6 protein-coding genes are annotated in these 20281 nt (G+C 47.6%); 1 reads left to right on the forward strand and 5 read right to left on the reverse strand.

Features of this window, described 5'->3' with window-relative positions:
* Positions 1 to 48: 48 nt before the first annotated feature.
* The gene (locus E0496_RS34540) at positions 49 to 7728 is read right to left on the reverse strand and encodes an S-layer homology domain-containing protein (RefSeq protein ID WP_141506431.1); all 7680 of its coding nucleotides are present in this window, start codon (positions 7726 to 7728) and stop codon (positions 49 to 51) included.
* Positions 7729 to 7848: 120 nt separating this feature from the next.
* The gene (locus E0496_RS34545; protein WP_141506432.1) at positions 7849 to 13077 is read right to left on the reverse strand and encodes a hypothetical protein; all 5229 of its coding nucleotides are present in this window, start codon (positions 13075 to 13077) and stop codon (positions 7849 to 7851) included.
* A 472-nt stretch (positions 13078 to 13549) separates the two neighbouring features.
* Between E0496_RS34545 and E0496_RS37320 the strand changes: the two genes are divergently transcribed.
* On the forward strand, positions 13550 to 13831 hold the full coding sequence (locus tag E0496_RS37320) for a DUF6199 family natural product biosynthesis protein (RefSeq protein WP_479680883.1): 282 nt from the start codon (positions 13550 to 13552) through the stop codon (positions 13829 to 13831).
* A gap of 923 nt (positions 13832 to 14754) precedes the next feature.
* Here E0496_RS37320 and pcrB read toward each other — a convergent pair.
* The 3 genes from pcrB to E0496_RS34560 all read right to left on the reverse strand — a co-directional run bounded on the left by pcrB (position 14755) and on the right by E0496_RS34560 (position 20235).
* On the reverse strand, positions 14755 to 15450 hold the full coding sequence (pcrB, locus tag E0496_RS34550; RefSeq protein ID WP_141506433.1) for a heptaprenylglyceryl phosphate synthase: 696 nt from the start codon (positions 15448 to 15450) through the stop codon (positions 14755 to 14757).
* 175 nt (positions 15451 to 15625) lie between these two features.
* Entirely contained in the window at positions 15626 to 18160 is a 2535-nt protein-coding gene (locus E0496_RS34555) for a U32 family peptidase (protein ID WP_141506434.1), read from the reverse strand.
* 164 nt (positions 18161 to 18324) lie between these two features.
* Positions 18325 to 20235 carry a stalk domain-containing protein gene (locus E0496_RS34560; RefSeq protein ID WP_141506435.1) on the reverse strand — a complete coding sequence of 637 codons (1911 nt, stop codon included), beginning with the start codon at positions 20233 to 20235 and terminating at the stop codon, positions 18325 to 18327.
* Positions 20236 to 20281: the final 46 nt, after the last annotated feature.

A 20281-nucleotide genomic window follows, 5' to 3' on the forward strand; every position in this document is an offset into this window, starting at 1 on the left:
AAAGGTGCCCACATAGGTCTATGCGACTTATGTGGGCAGCACCTGCTATTAACGATTTGTAATAAATTCGTCAAGTCTTGTCGATATCGCCGCAGCCTGTGCTCTGGTCAGCGATTTCGTCGGATTGACGTTATTATTGTCTCCAAGAATGATGCCGTGCTTAACGGTCAAAGCAACCGATTGCCTAGCCCATGCCGGAATGGAATCTTTGTCATTGAAAGCTTGTAAAACTTGCTCGACTTCCTCAGCGCTGAGTTCTCCGCCTAGGCCAAGTGATGTCAGCAATCTGCCGACCATCGTCATCGCTTCAATACGATTCAATGTTGCCGATGGAGCATAGCTGCCGTCTGCATGGCCATTTACAATACCAAGTTTCGCTGCAATCGCCACGCTTCGCTCATACCAAGCACCAGATTTCACATCTGTAAAGCTATCGCTAGCCGTTTTGTTCATGAGTCCCGCTACGCGAAGCAGAATCGTTGGATATTCCGCTCTCGTTACTGTGCTCTCCGGCTCAAAGCGACCATTGCCCTTGCCAAGTACAAACAGCTTGGAAGCTGCATCGTTGATGCCCTTCTGCCCCCAATAGCCGGCTTTCACATCGTTAAACGTATTGGTGCTGCTAAGGAAGATCAGCTTGCCTTCACCTGTCAATTGAATATCAAGGATCGGCGCTGAGCTTGTACCAGCAAGCTTCCAAGGAACCGTTGTCCAGCTTCCGTCCGCGCTTTGCAGAACGACGGCTGTGATCGCTTTCGCTTGAATGCCATTCGGCACCGGTACATGAATGGGCACATATTTGCTCCAGCTGGTTTCCGGCAGATTAGTCGTGATCGTCACGCCTTTGCCATCTCCAAGCAAGGTAGCGCCAAGCTCCTTAGCGAGATTGACTGAAGCTGTTTTCCCTGCTTCGCTGTTAGCCCCGATGGATACCACCATGTCTTCCTTTAAACCATCCAGCATAGCAGGAGTAATGACCAATTCTGCTATCGGTAATTTGATGCTTATCCCCTTCTTCGCGGTTGCAGCTTTTTGAGCATTAGCTTTATCCATACGGAAGGTATAACTTGTGATCGTAGCATCTTCAGAAGTAATCGTGATGTCGCCATCACCAGCTGCCTGTAGATCCTCATCCGTAATTGGAAGCACTACCCCGCCATCCTCGCGCGTGACTTCAAGCTTCTTGCCGTTGACGATGATTTCAGCTGGTCCTTCTGGAAGCTCGCCGCCTCCAATTGCACCGCCACCACCGCCGCCACTGCCTCCGCTGCTCGCCGACCAAACCCTCGCTGCCAGTTTAGCCGATAGTGCAGTCGCTTTCTTCGTAGAGGAAGCTCTAGCCGCAATGACGATCGTTTCTCCAGCTTTTGCAGCAATTTGCCCATTCTGAGGGAAATAAGACCAATCGCTGATCTCTGCTCCAAACGTTGGAAGTACAAAAGAGCCGCTGCCTTCCGGATACACTTTATAAACCAATTGCTGGCCCGTCATGTCTCCTGCGGAGCCAATCGTTGCCAAAGTCATAGCGTTATTGCCGCTAATAGCAGACAAGGTTGCCGTTATCGTTCTTAGGCTGGTTTGCTCCGGCCATTCAACCGTCGCGGCTGCCATTGCCTTAAGCGATACATCCTCAGTCAGCTGATATTCCGCTTCAATCCGGCTGGCTCCGACATCAAGGCCAGTTATAACGCCAGTCTCCGATATGCGAACCGAGTCTCCCATGCCTACAGAGAAGCTCAGACGGCTCAGATCAGCTTTCGGAATATCTTTTTCCTCAAACTTCGGCTTCCCAGAATCGTCCTTCCCTTTGGCATACTTGAGGACCGCTTTAACTGCTATACTGTCGCCCGGCTTTATGTCGCCTATCGGCTTCAACACCAGTGCTGAAGGCACTTGGAAAGAAGCATTGGTAACCACAACAGATGCTGAGTTTTCGTTGCCGGCTTTATCTTTAGCGATAAAATGGAGCGGGACAGTCGCTTCGTTGCCCGTAACAGGCACCGTGCCGCTGAATGTTCCGTCATCTGCCACTGCAAGCTTGGTTCCGTTAACGGAAAGATTTGTGTCCTTTGTCGTCGTTCCAGCTACCTCTATGTTTCCGCCGCTTGATCTAGCCCCAGTAATCGGCTCATCGATGTAGATAACGGGAGCAATGGTGTCGACAGTCAGGTACAGCATTGTTACCGAAACGTCCTGCGTAACCTTATTCGTTGCTACTAGTTCAATTGCATAAGCCCCGTCAGTCTTAAACTGATCAAAGGTTAACGTACCGTTGCTGCCTGACCCGCTGTTTTTCAAGCTTGTTTTGCCAATCGATTTGTCGGCATAGAACGCCTCGATTTCAACATCATTTTGATTGGCCGTTAGATTAATCGTTTGTTCAAGCTGATTAGTAAGCAGCTCCATATATACCTTCGATGTGTCCAGCGTTCCAGCTGTCGTGCTCACTCCAAGCTTCGGCTTGGAAGGAACCGGCAGGAATTTCAATGCGCTATTCACTTTTCCAGCAAAATGATAGTTTTCATTTTTGTCCGCGTCCTTGGTTGGCTTCGTCACCGCAGATACCGAAATGACGTAATCCTTGCCGACCTCAAGACCTGTGTAGGTCACGGGAGCCTGCGCAGCATCGATTGGTACGAGACTATCTGTACTTATCGCATCCGATGTAGATGTTGCGGCCCAGCCGCCAACAAGAATGCCTTCATAGCTGCCTGTCTTCGCATTCCAGTAAGGAGCAAGCTCGGTTTCCGTAAACAGAATCTCGCCGAATTCCGGATAAGATTCAAGTGCTCCGCCGCGCTCTTTCAATGCTTCCAAAGCATAGCTATGCTCGTAGTTCTCATGACCAGCTTTTTTCTTACCTGGCTTGAACGACAAGGAGAACAGTCCATTGCCGGCTGGCTTAATCGCTACATCGCTGACTGGCTGCGGTGCAAGCGGATCAATGATTTCAAAGCGCTCCGCAGATGTCTTCGTACCGAAGGCATCGTCCGATTTCAGCTCCGCACGCAAGTAGTAGTTCCCTTGCTGCAATAAGCCGCGGATATCCTCGACATCACCAAGCATCGATACTTTCGTGACGTCAAGCGTCATGCTGCCGCTCGTTTTATTCCCTGTTTTGCTGCCATTTTGGCTGACAGGAATATCCTTCGCAATCAACAGACCCGGCTCGCCCGGCTCCAAGATGGCATCGGAACCCGCCTTGGCGGATTTAGCATCTGCCACTGCATTTTCTGTCAGGTACAAGCTGATCGTATCGCCTGCATGCGCATTCGTGACATTCCACGCTCCTGTAAAAGCATTGGCGTCCGTATTGCTCTTCTTCAAGCTAACATCCGTCAGCTCCGGCGTTGTCGGAATGTTAAGCAATCTGCTCTCCACCGCCGACACGGAAGCTAGTGTCCAAGTTCCGCCTGCCGCTGCGCGGTCCTGCGGGATAATGATGTACGCTTTTTTCGAATCTACGCCATCCACAGATTGATTTGCCGGGATATGCTGAACGAATGCATTCGCATTCGGATTAGTATTCGTGTTGTCGAAGACAACCGGGTAAAGCTTGCCTTTGGAATCCTTAAGTGTAAAGCTTGGGGTTTCCTTCGACGTGTATTCCACTTCAATCATGGCATTGCCCGTTACGCCGCCTAGCGGAATTTCATGCGTTCTGCCGCTGTTTTTCACAACGATTCCGCCGATACCCACGCCCATTGGGCCGTTATCCAGCACGCTTACGCCTTCCGATACTTTGCGGTACGTAATTTCCTGTATCGCTTTCTCCGTATCCAGCCACGAAGTGGCCAGCGTCTCAACACCTTGTCCAATAACCATTAAACGCGGACCTTTCTCAGGGTCCTCGACAACCATATGAATGAAGCCCTCTGGAAGATTTTCGCCCGAGGTGCCGAATTCAACGCCACCGCCCCAATAGTAGGTAATGCCAAGGGAAATGAACAGAATGCCTACGCTTCCCCACAGCTTGTCATTATTTACGCCCATAAACACGCTTGCCAGCGGCATGCCGCCAACGACAGGCACACTGCTTGGAATTTGAACCCTTGCTCCGATAAAGCCTTCGAAATCAATGCGGTTTTTTTCCAGGTTTTGGCCAACAAAAATGCCCGCTTTGCCGACAATGACCTCCCAGCCGCCAATATCAACCTCGGCCTCCATCCTTACAAACCATGGCGTCACCCATTGCGCTTCAATCATCGCTCTGGTCAGCATTGGAATAAGATCGTCGTCATCCGGCTCAGCTTTGGAAGAGTAATCCATCTTCCCTTCAACCTTGATGCCTGTTCGCTTCACGGTCAGGTCGATATCGCCAAAGAAATAAGCTGGCGTAATACCAAATTTCAAGCTGACACCCGCCTGCACAACAAGCGGGAAAGGATCTTTTTTCGAACCGCCTGCAATCGTATCTGCAAGCTCACGAACCGCACCGCGAATTGCAGTTAAATAGGTGGCTCCCGTAATGAGAACACCTGGTTCAGGCAAGCTTGTTCCAAATGCGATTACATCCGGCAAAACCCGGCCGTCTGCAACCTTCTTAAAGGACAGCTCAAGCTCAACATCGACCATGCCCTTGAGATCAGCTTTAAACTGAAGGCCGTATTGATTTTCAACATCCTCTACCTGCTGAACCATATGGACAATGTTGATTCTTCCGCTTGCCGATGAGCCTTCATCATCCTCAGCGCCGTCTTTTTTAGCTCCGAACAAGCCCATATCCTTATCCAGGCTGAACTTCAGCGCAGTATCAATACCGACAAAGCCTTTGTCGTTAAAGACAACGTTGCGCATCTCTGCATCAACGATTTTCAACGAAATCGCGCCCCCGAACGAAACGCCTCCCTGTCTCAAAATAAAATCATTAAAAGAGAGCCCGAAGCCTTCAATGGAGAAGCTCGGCGCTGCAAACAAGCTATGCTTGTTGAAGTAAACCGTCTCAATCATGAGCCTGCGAAGCGGGTTAACCGCATCTCCTAGACCACCAACCGCCCAATCGAGCGATCCATTCTCACTATCATCTTCTTCATTATCTTCGCTATCCGGCATTTCCTCGTCATTGACAAAGTAGCCTTCGCCTAGCGACTTATTGAAGCCGTTATAGAAGTCTAATGTCCATTCCCCTTGATGAAATACAAATCCGCTGTTCGCTACGCTCAAAATACCGTCGCCTTTAACGACTAGCGTATCGAAAAATGGCGTATCATTAACGTTGTTGTTATTATTAGACTGCTTGGTGAACAGGCCAAGATCCAACTTGCCTGGAACTAAAACGATGTTTTTGCCTGTATAAGCAACGGCTTCGTTAATAATTGCCGGCTCCGTCTTCGTATCCACAACAATCTGCTGCTCATCACCCGTACCGACCTGCTTGATCATACCCCGAATGACAACCAGCTGCTCGGGTCCATCCTCTTCACCGAAAAACTCTTCCAGCGCTTCCTCTGATTCAAAAAGCTGGTACTGGTAAGCAGCTACTTCCTTTAATGATTTCGGATCCAAATACTCTCCCAAATCAAACTCAGGATCGCTTGCTTTACTCGCCATGCCCACAATCGTTTTCGCTTTTTTATATTCCGTTACTGCCGTATAAAGATCCGTACCGGATTTAAAGGGCTCTCCCGGAAAAGCTTCATTAATAGAATCTAGCAAAGCTCCGCTTACGTTAGCCGTTACGAAGCTCAAATCCACCTCTTGCTTATAAACCGCCAAAATATTTGCTTCCCTAATACGTGTTTCCTCATTATCTGTTACAAGGAAGGTTTGATTTGTCGTAATGTCGTACATCGCCGCGATTTCCTCATCGCCGCCGGTATCGCCTTTAAAATCAATTTGAACCTGATATTCGCCGAGCGGCAGCTCAGGTCCCAAATCGGGATCTATTACATTGCCCTTATCGTCCACAAGGTCGCCGCCCCGGTACGTAATACGCATGTCTCCAGCGAAACCATCAGCTCCCGGCTGCAAAATGACTGAATCTTGCGTATCCACCTTGTAGCGGTTACCCGTAACTTTTTCTTTGAGATAAACATCAAAATTCGGGGCGATGGTCTCATTGCCCGTGTTGTAAGCCTCAATATTAGAGAGGTTTACCGTCATGTACTTCACATCCGTGCTGTACAGCTCGGAAGGCGAGATCGCATAGACATACGTCGGCACCGCTTCGCCAATTGGAGGCAGCAAGATAAAGTTTTTCTTCGTAGACTCGTATTGCGCCCGGAGGTCCTGGTCTACATTTTCCTCTTTCTCTTTTCCCTTTTCATCCCTTTCAATGACTGTACCTGTTTTTTTCTCAAAAGCTAGCTGGGTTTCCGGACTTTTTACCGTGAGCATATACTCTCTTGTCGTTGGCCATGGTCTGCCTTTGGCTTGTACAACAAAAGTAACCGTCTCCGTATCGCCTGGTTGATATTTAGGTACTATACCTTCTTCCGCTTCTTCCGGCGAAGGAGTCTTTTTCATCGGCTCCTTCACAAATTTCCGTGACGGCTCCGTTTCAATCTTATTGTTTTTATCCCGCTCAATTTTCCCGAATTTATCGAGTTTCACAAAACTCAATCCACTTTGCAGCGTCATAGAAACGTCAAGCTGAGTATGCTCCATGTCGTACATCGCCAAATTTTCAATCTCGGCTGTTATTTCAAATACACCTTCATCGACGTAATTACTACCATCGGACATTGTAGCAAGCTGCTGCACAGGGTCCATGTAGCGAATCGAGAATACCTTATCCGGCGCTACGATTTCACCCAGCCCATAGATCGTTTCGAAGGTTTGCGTTGCTTGCTTCGCCAGTTTCTTCGGGTTCCAGTAGAAGGCTACTGCCGAATCTGCCGTTCCGTAGTCATTCGTATCTCTTGTAAAATCCAAATTCGGATTCGGAGTGTAATCCCACTTTGTATTAGAGAGATTATTCCAGTGAGCTACCACCATTTCATCAATGATGTTGATGTTGGCTTCCGCAATATTATTGAAACCATAAGCCATTACATTCGTGGCGAGCGGGTTGTCTAGCTCCAGCTTGTCCCTCATCACCCAATAGGCTGGTATTTTATAAAAAGGCTGTTCACCTTCCGGAATACCTAACTTCCCCGGATCATGTACAAGCTTCCTCTCTACTAACAGTGGCGATTTGTAGGCCGTTCCAATCTGAAACTGCGGGCCATCATTGCCGCCTACCATCGTATCCAGCAAAATCCGGCTGCCGAGCGCGACTTCCGCACCGCTCTTGTTAACCACCTCATACCGGATGTTGACATTACCAGCATTTTGCATGTCTGCACTATCGGTATAAAGCATCAAGATTTGCTTGATCTCTACCCCTTTAATTTTCCAGACCGTTTCAATCTGCTTGGTACCGTTAATATTTTGAATAATCTTCGGTGTTGTCGTCTCCGAGAAAAAATTCGCAGCAAACTTATATGGATTACCGAAAATATAATCCGTGCCGTCAATTTTGAACGTCGTAAACGAGGTTTCCGGATCATCGCCGCGGAAGAGCATGTCGACGTTCTGATCCTTCTTGCGCACCGGCTGTCCCTCTACCGTACGAATCCCAAAGCGCCCCGTGCTATTATCTACTGTAATTTTAATAAAATCATTCTGAAGCACGGTTGTGTTGGGGCTGCTTACTGCTGCTGCAACGGCTTCCATGCCTGAATAGTTTGAAGCTATGAATAATAACAAGGCGAGCATGAATATGCCGCTTTTTCTAGCTACTCTCACCTAAATGCCTCCTGTCGTCTGACCAAATCTAGTATTCGCATTATTTCAATACGCCAACAGAGCAGCAGGCCGAGAACCAGCCGTGCTAAACGCACGGCCGATACTTGGTCTGCGGATCAATTACTGCGCCTTCGAAATGAAGAATGTAGCAAATTCCCGCTCGCGCTCCTGGTTTCTCACAATAATGGTATACCAGCCTGCGCCAGGGAAGGTCACTTTAAATTGACCGCTAATGAGTTCCTTATACGTAATCTTGCTCGCAATATATTTCATTTGGCCTTCACGATAGAGACCTGGCTGATAGAGCAAATCATAGGTACCCAGCTCATTCACCTGATCCTTGCCGCCAACGTTCATAAAGTTGTAACCGGAAATGCTGAAGGTCAGCGTGCTGCGGTCAAACAAGGCTGTCTCTCCTGCAGATGAAGAAATCAGCATGTCATTCGCAAAGATCAGGATTCCTCCGTCTTTGACCACATACACATTCTGTACAGCAGAAACCGTATTGCCTACTTCATCTACAGCTGTGTAAGTAATTGGCTGACGCCCTGTTTTGGTTAGGTCCAACGTGCTGATCGATACCTTAATGTTTTCAGGCTTCGATACGTTGTCTGAAACGGTAAAACCGCCTAAATCAACGGCGAAGTTGAAATCCTTTTTATTCTGAACCACTGCTGCTGAAGCGCGTTTCAATACAAGCTCAGGTGCTTTATTATCAATTCCATCAACAGTCACCGCTACTTTATTCACGTTGCCAAGCAGATCAGTAACTGCTATCGTCGTTGAACCATTGGCCGTGTACGTTCTGGAATAGTTAAAGCTGCCATCATCACCGCTGATTTGATTGATATAGCTGCCATTTTGCGCGATGGGCACAACGCCCGAAAATACTTTATTCGGAGCAGTCGTATGACCACTTAACGTGACTAGCATGTTTCCATTCGCATACGTCTTGCCGTCAATAGTAACGATTTTGTTTTGCGGCAAGGGTTGTCCGTCCTCATCAACATACGTATACGTCATGCTCTCCACTTGAGGCGGCGCTGCAATGATATTGTCAATCTCCGCGGTCAACACCTTCGTATTGCCAAGCAGATCGGAAACGACAAACGTTTGAATGCCATTGCTTTGCAACGTGACTACATCTTTCCCATTAACGATTTTGATTTCTTTTGTTTCCCCTGACTCTGCCTCTACCGACAACGTTACGCCGGAAGAGAATAGGATATTGCCATTCGCATCTTGAATGGTACCGAATGTCTTTGCTCCGTCTTTGCCATAGGCATAAGACCGTATCAGGCTTACTTTAGGGCTCTCTCTGTCTATATTGTTGACAACTGCTGTTGCTGCACCCGTATTGCCCGCTTCATCCTTAAACTCAAAGGTGAAGGACCCATTATCCGTAAAGGTATAAGCGCCTCTGCCTTCATTGTTTGTTACTTGTACAGGCTCCGAGGTATCCAGCCTTACCGTTACATTGCTTTTCGTTTGGGCGGTAATCATATATTCGATACTGCCTTCCGGCGGTGTTCCGTCAATATTATTAATAACGACATATAAGGTATCCTTGCGTTCTCCGTCATTCACATCTGTAAGATCGAATGTATAGAAACCGTTCTCCTTCACTTTGAACGTATTACCAGTACGCTCCGGTATAGACGGATTCATGTCCGTTGGAACGACTTTAATGCCAAGCGGCGCTGAAACCTCAATGTTGATACCAGTAACTGGGCTAATGGGCCTTGTTGTGCTCAGTGTGGTAAGCGCATAAACCGGCTCAATCGTCGATAGCGTCTCAATGTTGATCTTCTGAGGATCGCTGACCGCTCCGCCTGAGGTTCTGTATTTCACTTGAATCGGCAGCGCAGAAGCATGATCGGAATCTACCTTCACGGATACAAAGCTCGTGAATGACCGCCATTTGTTCCAGCTGGCTCCATTGTCCGCGGAAATGGAATATTCATAGCCTTTCTTGTCTTCTGTGTCGAGAGTCAGCTTCAAAATCGCTGTATAACCATCGGTATCATCACCGTACAAATAGATTAAATCGGAGTGCGACGGTGCGGGCGGAATTTCCGCTCCTGCGTTTTTGGAAACCTTGAAGGTTCCTACCGTGCTCTTGATCGTGCTGTTGCCGGCACCGTCAATTGCATACACATACAATCGGTAATCCGCAATTTCGCCATCCTCCAGCTCCTTGCTGTCCAATACAATTGCCCCGTCATCCGGCAGCTCCAACCAGTCTGGCGAATCTGCATCAGGGGCCGCTTTGCCAAGCTTCACCCATTGGTATTTCTTCACCAATCCAGTTTCGCTATAGGATTCGCTGACCGAAACCGTTACCTTATGCGATTCAAGCGGATAGGTGACTCCATTTTTGCTAAATCCGATGGTTGGCGCCTGATTATCAAAATAATAGGCTTTCGAGAAATAATAATAACGGTCTCCCGCTTTCGCCATCATATGGATATAACGCTGTCCGTTCACATCCGTATTGACTGGAACAAGATAATCGAAACCAGCAGTTATGCTTCCGCCTCCGGATACATTCAATGCTGTGAAGTCAGCATTATTTACTGGTCGTGTTGCATTAGCGCTTATCACATACCCAACGGTATCTGGCGTAACGCCGCTGATGTTGAAGATTACGTCATGGCTTTTTACATAATTCGTATCAGCAGGAGGAGAAAACTCAGAGAGTACCTTCTCTTTCGAATTAACCGTTACCGGTGTTGCTGTAGAGGTAACGAGCTCATTCCCCGCTTGGTCAACAACCTTGATGTACAAGTGGTAGACGCCATCCTCTTCCACTTCGTTCAGACTGGAAACACTAAGCTTATCGCCTGTAAGAGCAGCGGTTTTCCAGTTAATTTCTTTGGGCTGCTTGCCATCCAGCACCCATTGATAAGAGGTTTTCTTAACCCCGCTATGATCATCTGATATTTTGGCGCTAAGCTGAACATTAAACGTGTTGTCTCCATTAATTTCATTGATCAAAACGGCCGGCTTGCGGTTATCCAGCTTGATGAGTGTTGAATTATAGTTCCAGTTGGAATCTTCATGTGTAAAGTCTTTCAATTCCCACGAGTTGATATTTCCGTAGTCACCAACAGCAGCTAGTGCTTTGTTATCTGCATAAAAAGTTCTGTCAGCATCTGAACCGCTAGTTAGCTCCTGTTTCCAAGCTTCATACTGCTCTGCATGCTTAATGACGTAATCCGCTTTCTTCTTGTACTGCATCAGCTCTCTGGCACTGTCCCATGTCATATCTGCTGTCCAGGTATGCAAGTACCAATCTCCGCTGTTTTCAGAAGTTAGCGCTTCAGAAGGAGGAGCGAGCATGTTGGTTTTGTTATTAACGACCTGGAGGGAAAGGTCCGTATACTTCCCTGGATATAGCTCTTCACTCGGCTGCTTTGCCGATAAAGAGTAACGCTTGATCGCAGCGTATTGATCCGCAGCCTCCGCCGCAAAAGGATCATTTGGTGATTGGGTCCAAACGTAATAGACTAGTCCAACAGATGGCGAACCTGCGCCTGTATTGTTGGAGGGGCGATAGATCCCGCGGCTTGGTCTTTCTTGACCGCGCTCTTCGACAACCGGATCAAGCGCCGGAATCAACACAGATGGGTCGTTAGCATCAATCGTAATTTTCCCGTTTTTCTGATAAGTCTGATTAGTGGCTCCACCTACTTCGTAATGGTAGTCAATAATCGGCGCTTTATTGTCAATCGCAAGCCGTGCCCAATCAATCTTGGAATTGACCAGTGATTCATCGCCATCAATATGGATGCCATCATAGTTGGCCGGCTGGATAAGAAGATTCCCAGCATAATCCTGAATGACATTGATATCGGAGTCATCTCCTTTACCATCATTCGAGACGGCTATTGCTTTCAACAGCGGCGTTTCCATAAACTTTTCATCCGTAATGTTAGCACGGAAAATCCAATTTTTCGTGTTGCTGCCCGATACGTAATACGCCTTCATTCCCGTGTTAAAAAGAATAAAGGTCTTCTTCACATCCAAGCCTATCTTCACGATCGCTTCCTCGGTCATTTGCATCGTGAAGTCAACCGTATCGTTTTTGTTCAGCGTAACGCCTGTCACGATTTCCGGCTGTATTCCGTTGCCGGTCTTCGTATATTTAGGTGCGACTGCGTCAACGATGATGCGATAGCCGCCGTTGTTGTAATCAAAGGGATTCACCACTTTCCCTTTCAAATATGGATTACTGGCGTCACTGGCTATATTCGGAAAATCAGTAATGGCGACGTTCCCCGCAGTATCTGCCAGTACAGCCCCCCTAATTTTCTCTTCCATCGTCTGGTTAAGTGGCACACCGCTTGTTGAAGTACCCGTAATCAGCGGCTCTAGCGGCAAATTTCCGCTGTTATGGTATTTTACGCCTGTATATTCATACTTAATGTTTTTTTGATATGTATTTAGATTATTAGCCGTGTATGTTTTGTTTTCTAAATATTGCGTCTGTCCCGCTGCCGGCAGCCCTGTTCCGTTTGGATTAGCAAATAGCGGATGACGCAAGAAATGCTCATAATACGCCGAGTTCAACGCAGTAGGCTTAACTGGCTCAGTAAACTGATAGTTGAGCGTCAATTTCTCGTCCTGCTTAACGTACAATTCGCGTTGATTAATAGTATCGTTCTGGCGTTCAGCACCATTTCCTGTGAAAATATAACTCGTCATCTCAGGTCGTTTTTTATCCTGGAACTTTATGTACAAGCCTCTGGCGCCGGTAAGGTCTCCATCATCGTCTCCCTCGCCGTAGACGCTAATCTCAAGCTTGGAAGTCTTTTTAATGATCTTCGACGCTGATCTTGGGCCGACATCACTGCCGTTAGCATCCCCGAGTAACAACAGCTCCCCATCCAGATCAAAACGTGCCCATGATGTACGTGTCCAAGTGGGTATGCCTAGAAATGACCCTTCATAATAGACCAGTCGATTCCATCCCACCACAACTTCAGCTTCTCCACTTTCGGCAAGCTCTCTTAATCTAGGATTGTCAGCAATATTAATTTCAAATCTAACTTCGGTTTTACGATCTCCTTTGCCTGTGTATATATCTCCAGTACCCCAATCAATTTGAGAATCCGCATCGGTTTTCGTTTGTTTAAACCCCGGCGTATTCGCATAAATATTCACAAACGAATTATCCGCTTCATAGGTTAAATTACCTATGTGCGTACCAGCACCAAAAACAACTTCCAAATCCGCGGGTGCCGCCGCCTCCACTTTTTCTGCACTAAAGCCCTGCAGCATCGTCCCAAGCATAGCAATAATGATCATCGTTGCCATGCTTCTGAAAGCCTTTCGATTTACGTGCATAAACTTATGACTCCTCTCTGTAATCCAGCTCTGTTACCCAGCATACTGCCCTGCTTCACTTTCGTTTTAAACGAAACGAGCATACCTGTAGATCGCTATAAATCAGCAATAAATTCTCAATTCCGTCATTAATCGACATCCTATGAAAGTGTACCAAATAGCTCTGTGCAAATTCTGAGCAGAATGGGGTCTTTAGTCCCCTTTCACTCAGAAACCTGAGCAAACAAGGTGAAACGGCTGACGCCGTCCTCTGGCGGCGCAGCGTGTTTCATTCCGAGAAATATAGAGAAAGGATATACTTTCCTATATTTTAAAAAAGAAAGCCCTATCACAACTGGATTTCTTATTAATCTATAAAAATCAAAAAGCATCCAGTATATCCAAAACTGTACAATTAACTTATGATATATTTGCAGATAAAAAGGGCATGTAACAATTAAAAGGAGGCAATGTAATGTCGGATAGAATCATAATGTCCCGGTTCTTCTTTGTCATATTTTGCGGATCGGGGATTTTAACTATTTTATTTCCTGAATTCATGGTCAAAACATCCTCAAGCTCAAAACATCAGAAGGAACCCACAAAAGACATCATTTATTTATATAAAATCGGAGCATATATCTCCATATTCTTAGGTTTAATCATGATTGCAGGGGTCTGGATGGGAGGCCTGGTAATAAATATAATTTGTCTAATCAGACATAGTAAAGGGGAATATTCGTTTGAAAAATCGTTTAACTCACGGGGAGTTTAAGCTAAAGGTTTTATTACAAAAAAATTTGTGCATGGTTCTCGTTTATTGGGCAGTAGCATTCGCTACATCATGGATAGATCCAGCCATGCATACTATAATCTACTTCATTGTCGAGATTTTAATTTTGCCATGTTTTATTTCTTATCTCAATTATAAGTTCTTTCTTGAAGCCGGAAAACGGTTCTTTTTTCTAGGTTTTATATTCGTCATACTAGTCATAGTCTTAGGCCATATCCTGAGCTATTTTGTATTTTCATTGTATATTTACAAAAATGACTTAAGCCTTCCCGAAGAACAGTATTGGTTATCAGCGTTCTCCACAGTTGTCATTGTGATCGGGATTATTTCCTGTATCATTGCTCAAATTTTGTTGATCATTAGACTCAAGAATGTAATAAAAACAAAGAGCGGACGGAATACTAAAAAGTTATCGTAGACGATTGATTATTAACTTCGTAGCCTATACACGTTCGAGCAGGTGGAAATAAATTTGCGGGAGTGACGCCATATTATGAATTGGATTATATTTTTTCTTCTTGGATTACTACTGTTGTTTTTTCCAAGAACATTTTCAAAGATTGGGTGGTTTAACTTAGATAATATGGACGGTAATGCAGGACCAATGGAAAAATACGATAAACAGAAATTCATATCGGTCAAAACGATTTATGTGTATAGAATGATTGGCATGGTTCTTATTATATTAAGCTTGATATTCATTTTGTCATAATCTTTTGATGAATAATATGAATCTACCTTCGTCTTAAATTTCACAAGCCACATGAGATGAAGTGACCACCTAAAGTTAGACAGTTTATTTTGCTAGCCGATAGGCATGAATTCGGTACTGTACCTAGCTCATGCCTTTTTATTTTCAACTTATCCACTGCTCATTCGGCTTTGCAGCGCTCACAATACATCCTTCATATTCCCTTCACAGCCGCAACCGTACTAAGAGCCGCTTCCAAATCGCTATAAATCACATTTCCGACCACAACCGTATGAGCTGATTCCGCCGCTTGGCGAGCTTTGTCCGCACTATCAATGCCGCCGCCGTAAAATAATCTAGCTTGAACGGCTGTTGCCCGTGCTCGCTTCACAAGCTGCATATCGCCGAAACGGCCGCTGTATTCCAAATAAATAACAGGCAGGCGCATCAGCCGGTCAGCCATCCGCACATGAGCGATCAATTCTGCTTCTGTCAGCTCCGTATGTGCATCGGTTACCTTTGCGGCCGTCGCCTCGCCATTCAAAATAATGTATCCCTGCGCCGCTGTCTCTTCCCATGGAACAAACGAGCCGTATTCGAGCAGTCCAGCGGTTTGCCGTCCGGTAATCCATTCCGCCTTATCCGTATTCAGAACGAGCGGCACAAAATATCCATCGAAGCCAGGAACTGCCCCTTCCAGCGTCGATACCTCCAGCGCACAGTCTACCGCATATCTGCGAATCCGTGCCATGAGATCAACAGTATTCTCAAAAGTCACTCCGCTGGAGCCGCCCACGATAATCGCATCCGTCCCTGAATTGCATATCAGATCCAGTGCTTCATCGGTTATTTCACGCTCGGGGTCAAGCTTAAACACATGCCGCCAGCCCGAAAACCAAACCTCACTCATCAATGACCAAACCTCGCTTTTTCGCCAAAATCGAATGTCGCATAATTGCGCTATCCCTCTATGCTATGCCAGCGCCCATCGCGTGTCAAACCTGTCCTGCGCCGGCCATCAAATAGAAAAATGCCGCCCTCCTACGAATAGGAGAGCGGCATACCTTTTTCACGTCAAATCTATCCTATTTCTTGACTAGTTGACCACGGGTAACGCCTAGCTGATTGATCGCTTTCAGGCTGCGCCAAACCTGCGTGCCGCTGATGCGTCCATCCAGCGCGTCGCGGTATAGACCCAATACCTCAAGCACCTTCTCCGGCGTTTCTTCCAAAAACTCTACACGGAAGTTAGAGACGCCATAGCCGACAAAATTGCGGATATACTCTGCGCCTGATTGCTCAATCGCATTATATACGGTGTTGCGGCAGCCCTCATCTACGCGCACGGGGTGCGCCATGCCGATCCGGTCCTGCAAGGAAGCGCGCTGCTCCTCGCACGGACGGCCGCAGTTGGTGAAGTCGGTTCCTTCACTCATAAAGGTGCAATATACGCAGTGCTCCGTATGGAACATCGGCAAATGCTGATGGATGACCATCTCCAGCATCGACGTATCCGAGTTTTCCAGCAAATCGACCATCTGCTGAATGTTCAGGTCATACGAAGGCGTAATCAGATCAAGCCCAACCTCCGTGAACAAGTTCACTGCTTTGTGATTGGCTACATTCAGCGAGAAGTCACCGATCAATTTTGGGAACGGCTTGTCCGGGTTAGCTGCACGAGCGCGCAGGTAATAATAAAGAGCTCCTGTGTTCCGCACGAGTACCGCATCCGGCTGCAGCTTCAAAATATTCGCATGGTAGCCGTTCTCGCCCGGCATATGAATGCGCGGCGTTGCCAGTGCAATCGGCTTGCCCGCCTCACGGGCCGCAGCCACTGCAGCAGGGAACTGCTTAATGAATTCAAAGTCAGCATAGACATAGGATACATCCGTTGTTACGGCTGCCTGCACTTGCTCCAAGCTGCGGCACAAGGCGATCAGGTTCGCGTCCTTGCCGCTTTGCGGTGCCAAAATGTCCTTCGTAGCCGAGTCAGCCTGGAAGAGATTTTCGCGCGAAGCGACTGGATTCTTCACATATACCGGCGGCTTTGGACGCTCGCCCGCAAGCAGCTCTACCGCTTCGCGGCGCAAACGATTCAGCTCGCGGATCGGGACGATCAGATCGCCCTGAAGTTCAACCTCCATTTTCTCGAGCTGATACACCGTACCGCCCAAACGGCCCAATTGATCCTCCAGCAGCGCCGCATCCATCGGACGCTTCTGCGCTTGCTCAAGCTCGAGCTCCGTGGCAACCTCAACGGTCGTGCCTTTTTGTACATCCGTCCACCAAGTACGCATAGGCTGGCCCAGCGCACCAGTTACTCGTACATGCAGCGGGAACACGCGGTATGGCTTTTCCGTTTCAAACGTGGCTCTCAGACGCTTATCCAGCGCCGGATCGCTTGTTTTCCAGACGCGGTCGCCCACATGCACCTTGCGCAAGTCAACATCATTGCGTCCTGCTACAAGCTCGATCAGCGTGCCTTCCTGCGCTTCGCCCTCAATCTTCACGCCCTGGCGGCGAATATCGTACACGCGTCCGCCCTCTTCCTTCTTCGTCGGGTCGCCGGCGTCAAACACAATGCCGTCGCCGCGCTTCAGAGGCGCGTCGATCCGCAAGGAAACCGCATCGCGCATCACGCGCTCCACGCGGCCGAGGTAGACGCCGCGGCTTTTCGGGAACGTGCCCTCAACGAGCATCTTGTTGTTCGTTCCCGACAGGAAACCATGCGTGAAGCCGCGCGAGAAGCTTTGCTGCAGCTCACGCACATCCTCCGCCGACGGCTTCGACAAGTCGCCGTCAAAATATTTATCGATCGCGCGCCGATACTTGCTCACGACATTCGCAACATACTCCGGGCTCTTCAGCCGCCCTTCGATTTTAAACGACTTCACGCCGGCTTGGATCAGCTCCGGCACGATATCGATCGCCGCCAAATCCTTCGGCGACAGCAAATAGGCGATGTCGCCCATCGGCTGGATCTCCCCGTCAACCATCAGATCATACGGCAAGCGGCAAGCCTGCGCGCATTCGCCGCGGTTCGCGGAGCGTCCGCCCCACATTTCCGACGTCAGGCACTGTCCGGAATACGATACGCATAATGCCCCGTGCACGAATACTTCCATCGGCAGCTTCGCCTGCTCGCCGATCGTGCGAATTTGCTTCAAATTGTTCTCGCGGCCGAGCACTACGCGCTCCAGCCCGAACGGCTTCGTAAATTCAACCGCCTCCGGCGACGTTATCGTCATTTGCGTCGAACCATGAATCGGGAAATCCGGCGACAGCTCGCGGATCAGCTTCACCAGTCCCAAATCCTGCACGATAACCGCGTCCACGCCCGCATCGATACACATTTCAATCAGCTTCTGCGCGTCTCTCAGCTCGTCCTCAAACACGAGAATGTTAAACGTCAGAAAGCCCTTTACGCCGTACGTATGCAGAAAAGCCATAATTTCCGGAAGCTCTTCGCTGCGGAAGTTGTTCGCCCGGGCACGCGCATTAAATTTCTCCACTCCAAAAAATATCGCATCGGCGCCGTTAGCCACAGCCGCCCGCATACAATCCCAATCGCCGGCCGGAGCCAGCAGCTCTATGTCCGATCTTATTATTGTGTCAGTCATAATAACAATCCATTCCTCTCATTCTTGAAACCTGTTGCTACTATCTTAACAAACCCCGGTCATCTATACCACTACACAATACTGGCATCGCGCAAAATAGGGCAGATTTACAAAAAAAAGACCGGTTCCTCTATCGGGAACCGGTCTTCCATTCAAAATCTCAATTAACTAAAACGAATCGACTGTGCCACATCGTTAATTAGCTTCAAATTGCTTTCCGTTGCGTGGACATCATCAAGGGAGAAATAAAACACCATTGAACCATCTGCTGTATCAAACAAGTAGAGAATCTCCGAATACGGCAGCATTCCTTTTGGCTTAGCTGCATGCAGCACTACCTTGCGCGCCGTTTTCCCATTGATCGTTATCGTCGTATTTTCTTTGATCGTAACCCCTTCAGAAATAGCTTGGGGCTCGGTGGCAAGCTGAGTCGCTTTAGAAGCTATATCTGCAGCCGTATCAGCAGATTCATATGCCTCGAACTCGCCAGCATTAAACGTATAATACACGCCGTCTTCATTAAAGTTATTTTGCTCGCCTGTCCAGAAAGCTGGCATCTCGATGGAGTAGCCGTAAGTAGAACTGCGTTTCGTTAATTTTTTGCTGCGGTCGATAAGATCCAACTGATCATCCACTACGCCAAAGTTTTTCTCAATATACGCCGTATCAATCGTTACCGAAGCAATAACTTGCTTTAACGTCTCTTTGCTTTTGGAGCTGTTCGATGCCGGATGAAGGTAAACCAATGAATACCGGTACTCCCCAGAAATAAAAGCAATTTCATTAAAAGTGATCCAATAGTCTTCGCCATATGAAATATCATAAGAAAGACTTAATGCTTTCCCGTTCTTCAGGGTGACCGGTGCTGTAGCTACATTGCGAATATTGGAGCTGACGAACTCTTCGCGAAGATTTTTCTCATGGCGTACTGCCCAGCCTTCAAGTGTATCTCCAGCCAAAAGCGATCCAAAGGAGAACAAGAAGGAATCCGTTTTGTTTGCAAATGCTGGCGTCGAGCCGTCAGAATCATCATACCATCCCGCCGGCAGTTTAACGGAGAATCCATAATCAGCATCCTTAAACGTAATCATGCCATCTTGGACCTTCGTAATATTTTTTACGGTTTTGTCGGACACATTAAACGAAGGCGTAAAGCTGTTCAACAAAACATCGTAGCTGCTAAGAACAGACTTGTCTGAGCCTTTCACGCCAACGAGGACAATAAAGTATTTATCCCCTTTTTGGATACCGCGATATTCATAATACATTTTGCTTTGTTTCGTGTAAGAGACAACTTTTTCGAATTGCTGGCCGCCTACTGTAATCGTACGCTTGTCCACTGTAATTTCATCGCCATCGTAATAGCTATACAGCAGATCACGCTGCTCTTCAACTGTAAGCTCATCGTCGCCGACAAGCTCCGTGAAGACATTCACCTGTGCAGCCACTTTAGAAGCGTCTGCGGTATCCGCCCAGCTTACATAATCTCCGCTGTCGCTTTGTGCAACTTGAACGAGACCAGCCGGGTAGTTTAATGTCCATCCATAGTAGCTATCGCCGATTTTCGTTTTACCATAGTCGGAGTCGATCGAAGTACCGCCTGTGCCTGAGGATTGAGCCCGAACACCAATAATGACCGTTTCTTTTGTCGCACCATCGTTGGAAATCTTAGCGCCGAAAGCTTCCACGATTACGCGGAGCGGAACCATTGTGGAGCCTTTAACAACGACAGGAGCGATAGCAACCGTCTTCGCAGCTCCGTTGATTTTGACCGTTTTGCTGCCAAACGTTAAAACAACCTTTCGATCATTGTACGTTAAGGTAATCACATTCCCATTTTCCAATTTAAGGCCTGCGCCAAACGCATTGGTAATGACTTTCAAAGGAACCATCGTCGTGCCGCTGCTCACAAATGGAGCTTCTACCGTCGAAGCCTTGCCATTGATTTTGACTGTCGTGCTGCCCGCCTTCAAACGAACCTCTACCTTATTGTCTGCATCTGCGGCAAACACCGCCATTGGCAGCATCGCCAATACCAGCAGTAACGGCAGCAGCATCGTTAAAAATCTTTTCATTTATAATTGCTCCTCTAATGTCAGATAATTGCTAATTCATTCTCAT

Source organism: Paenibacillus luteus (assembly GCF_006542765.1).
Classification (GTDB): Bacteria; Bacillota; Bacilli; order Paenibacillales; family Paenibacillaceae; genus Pristimantibacillus; species Pristimantibacillus luteus.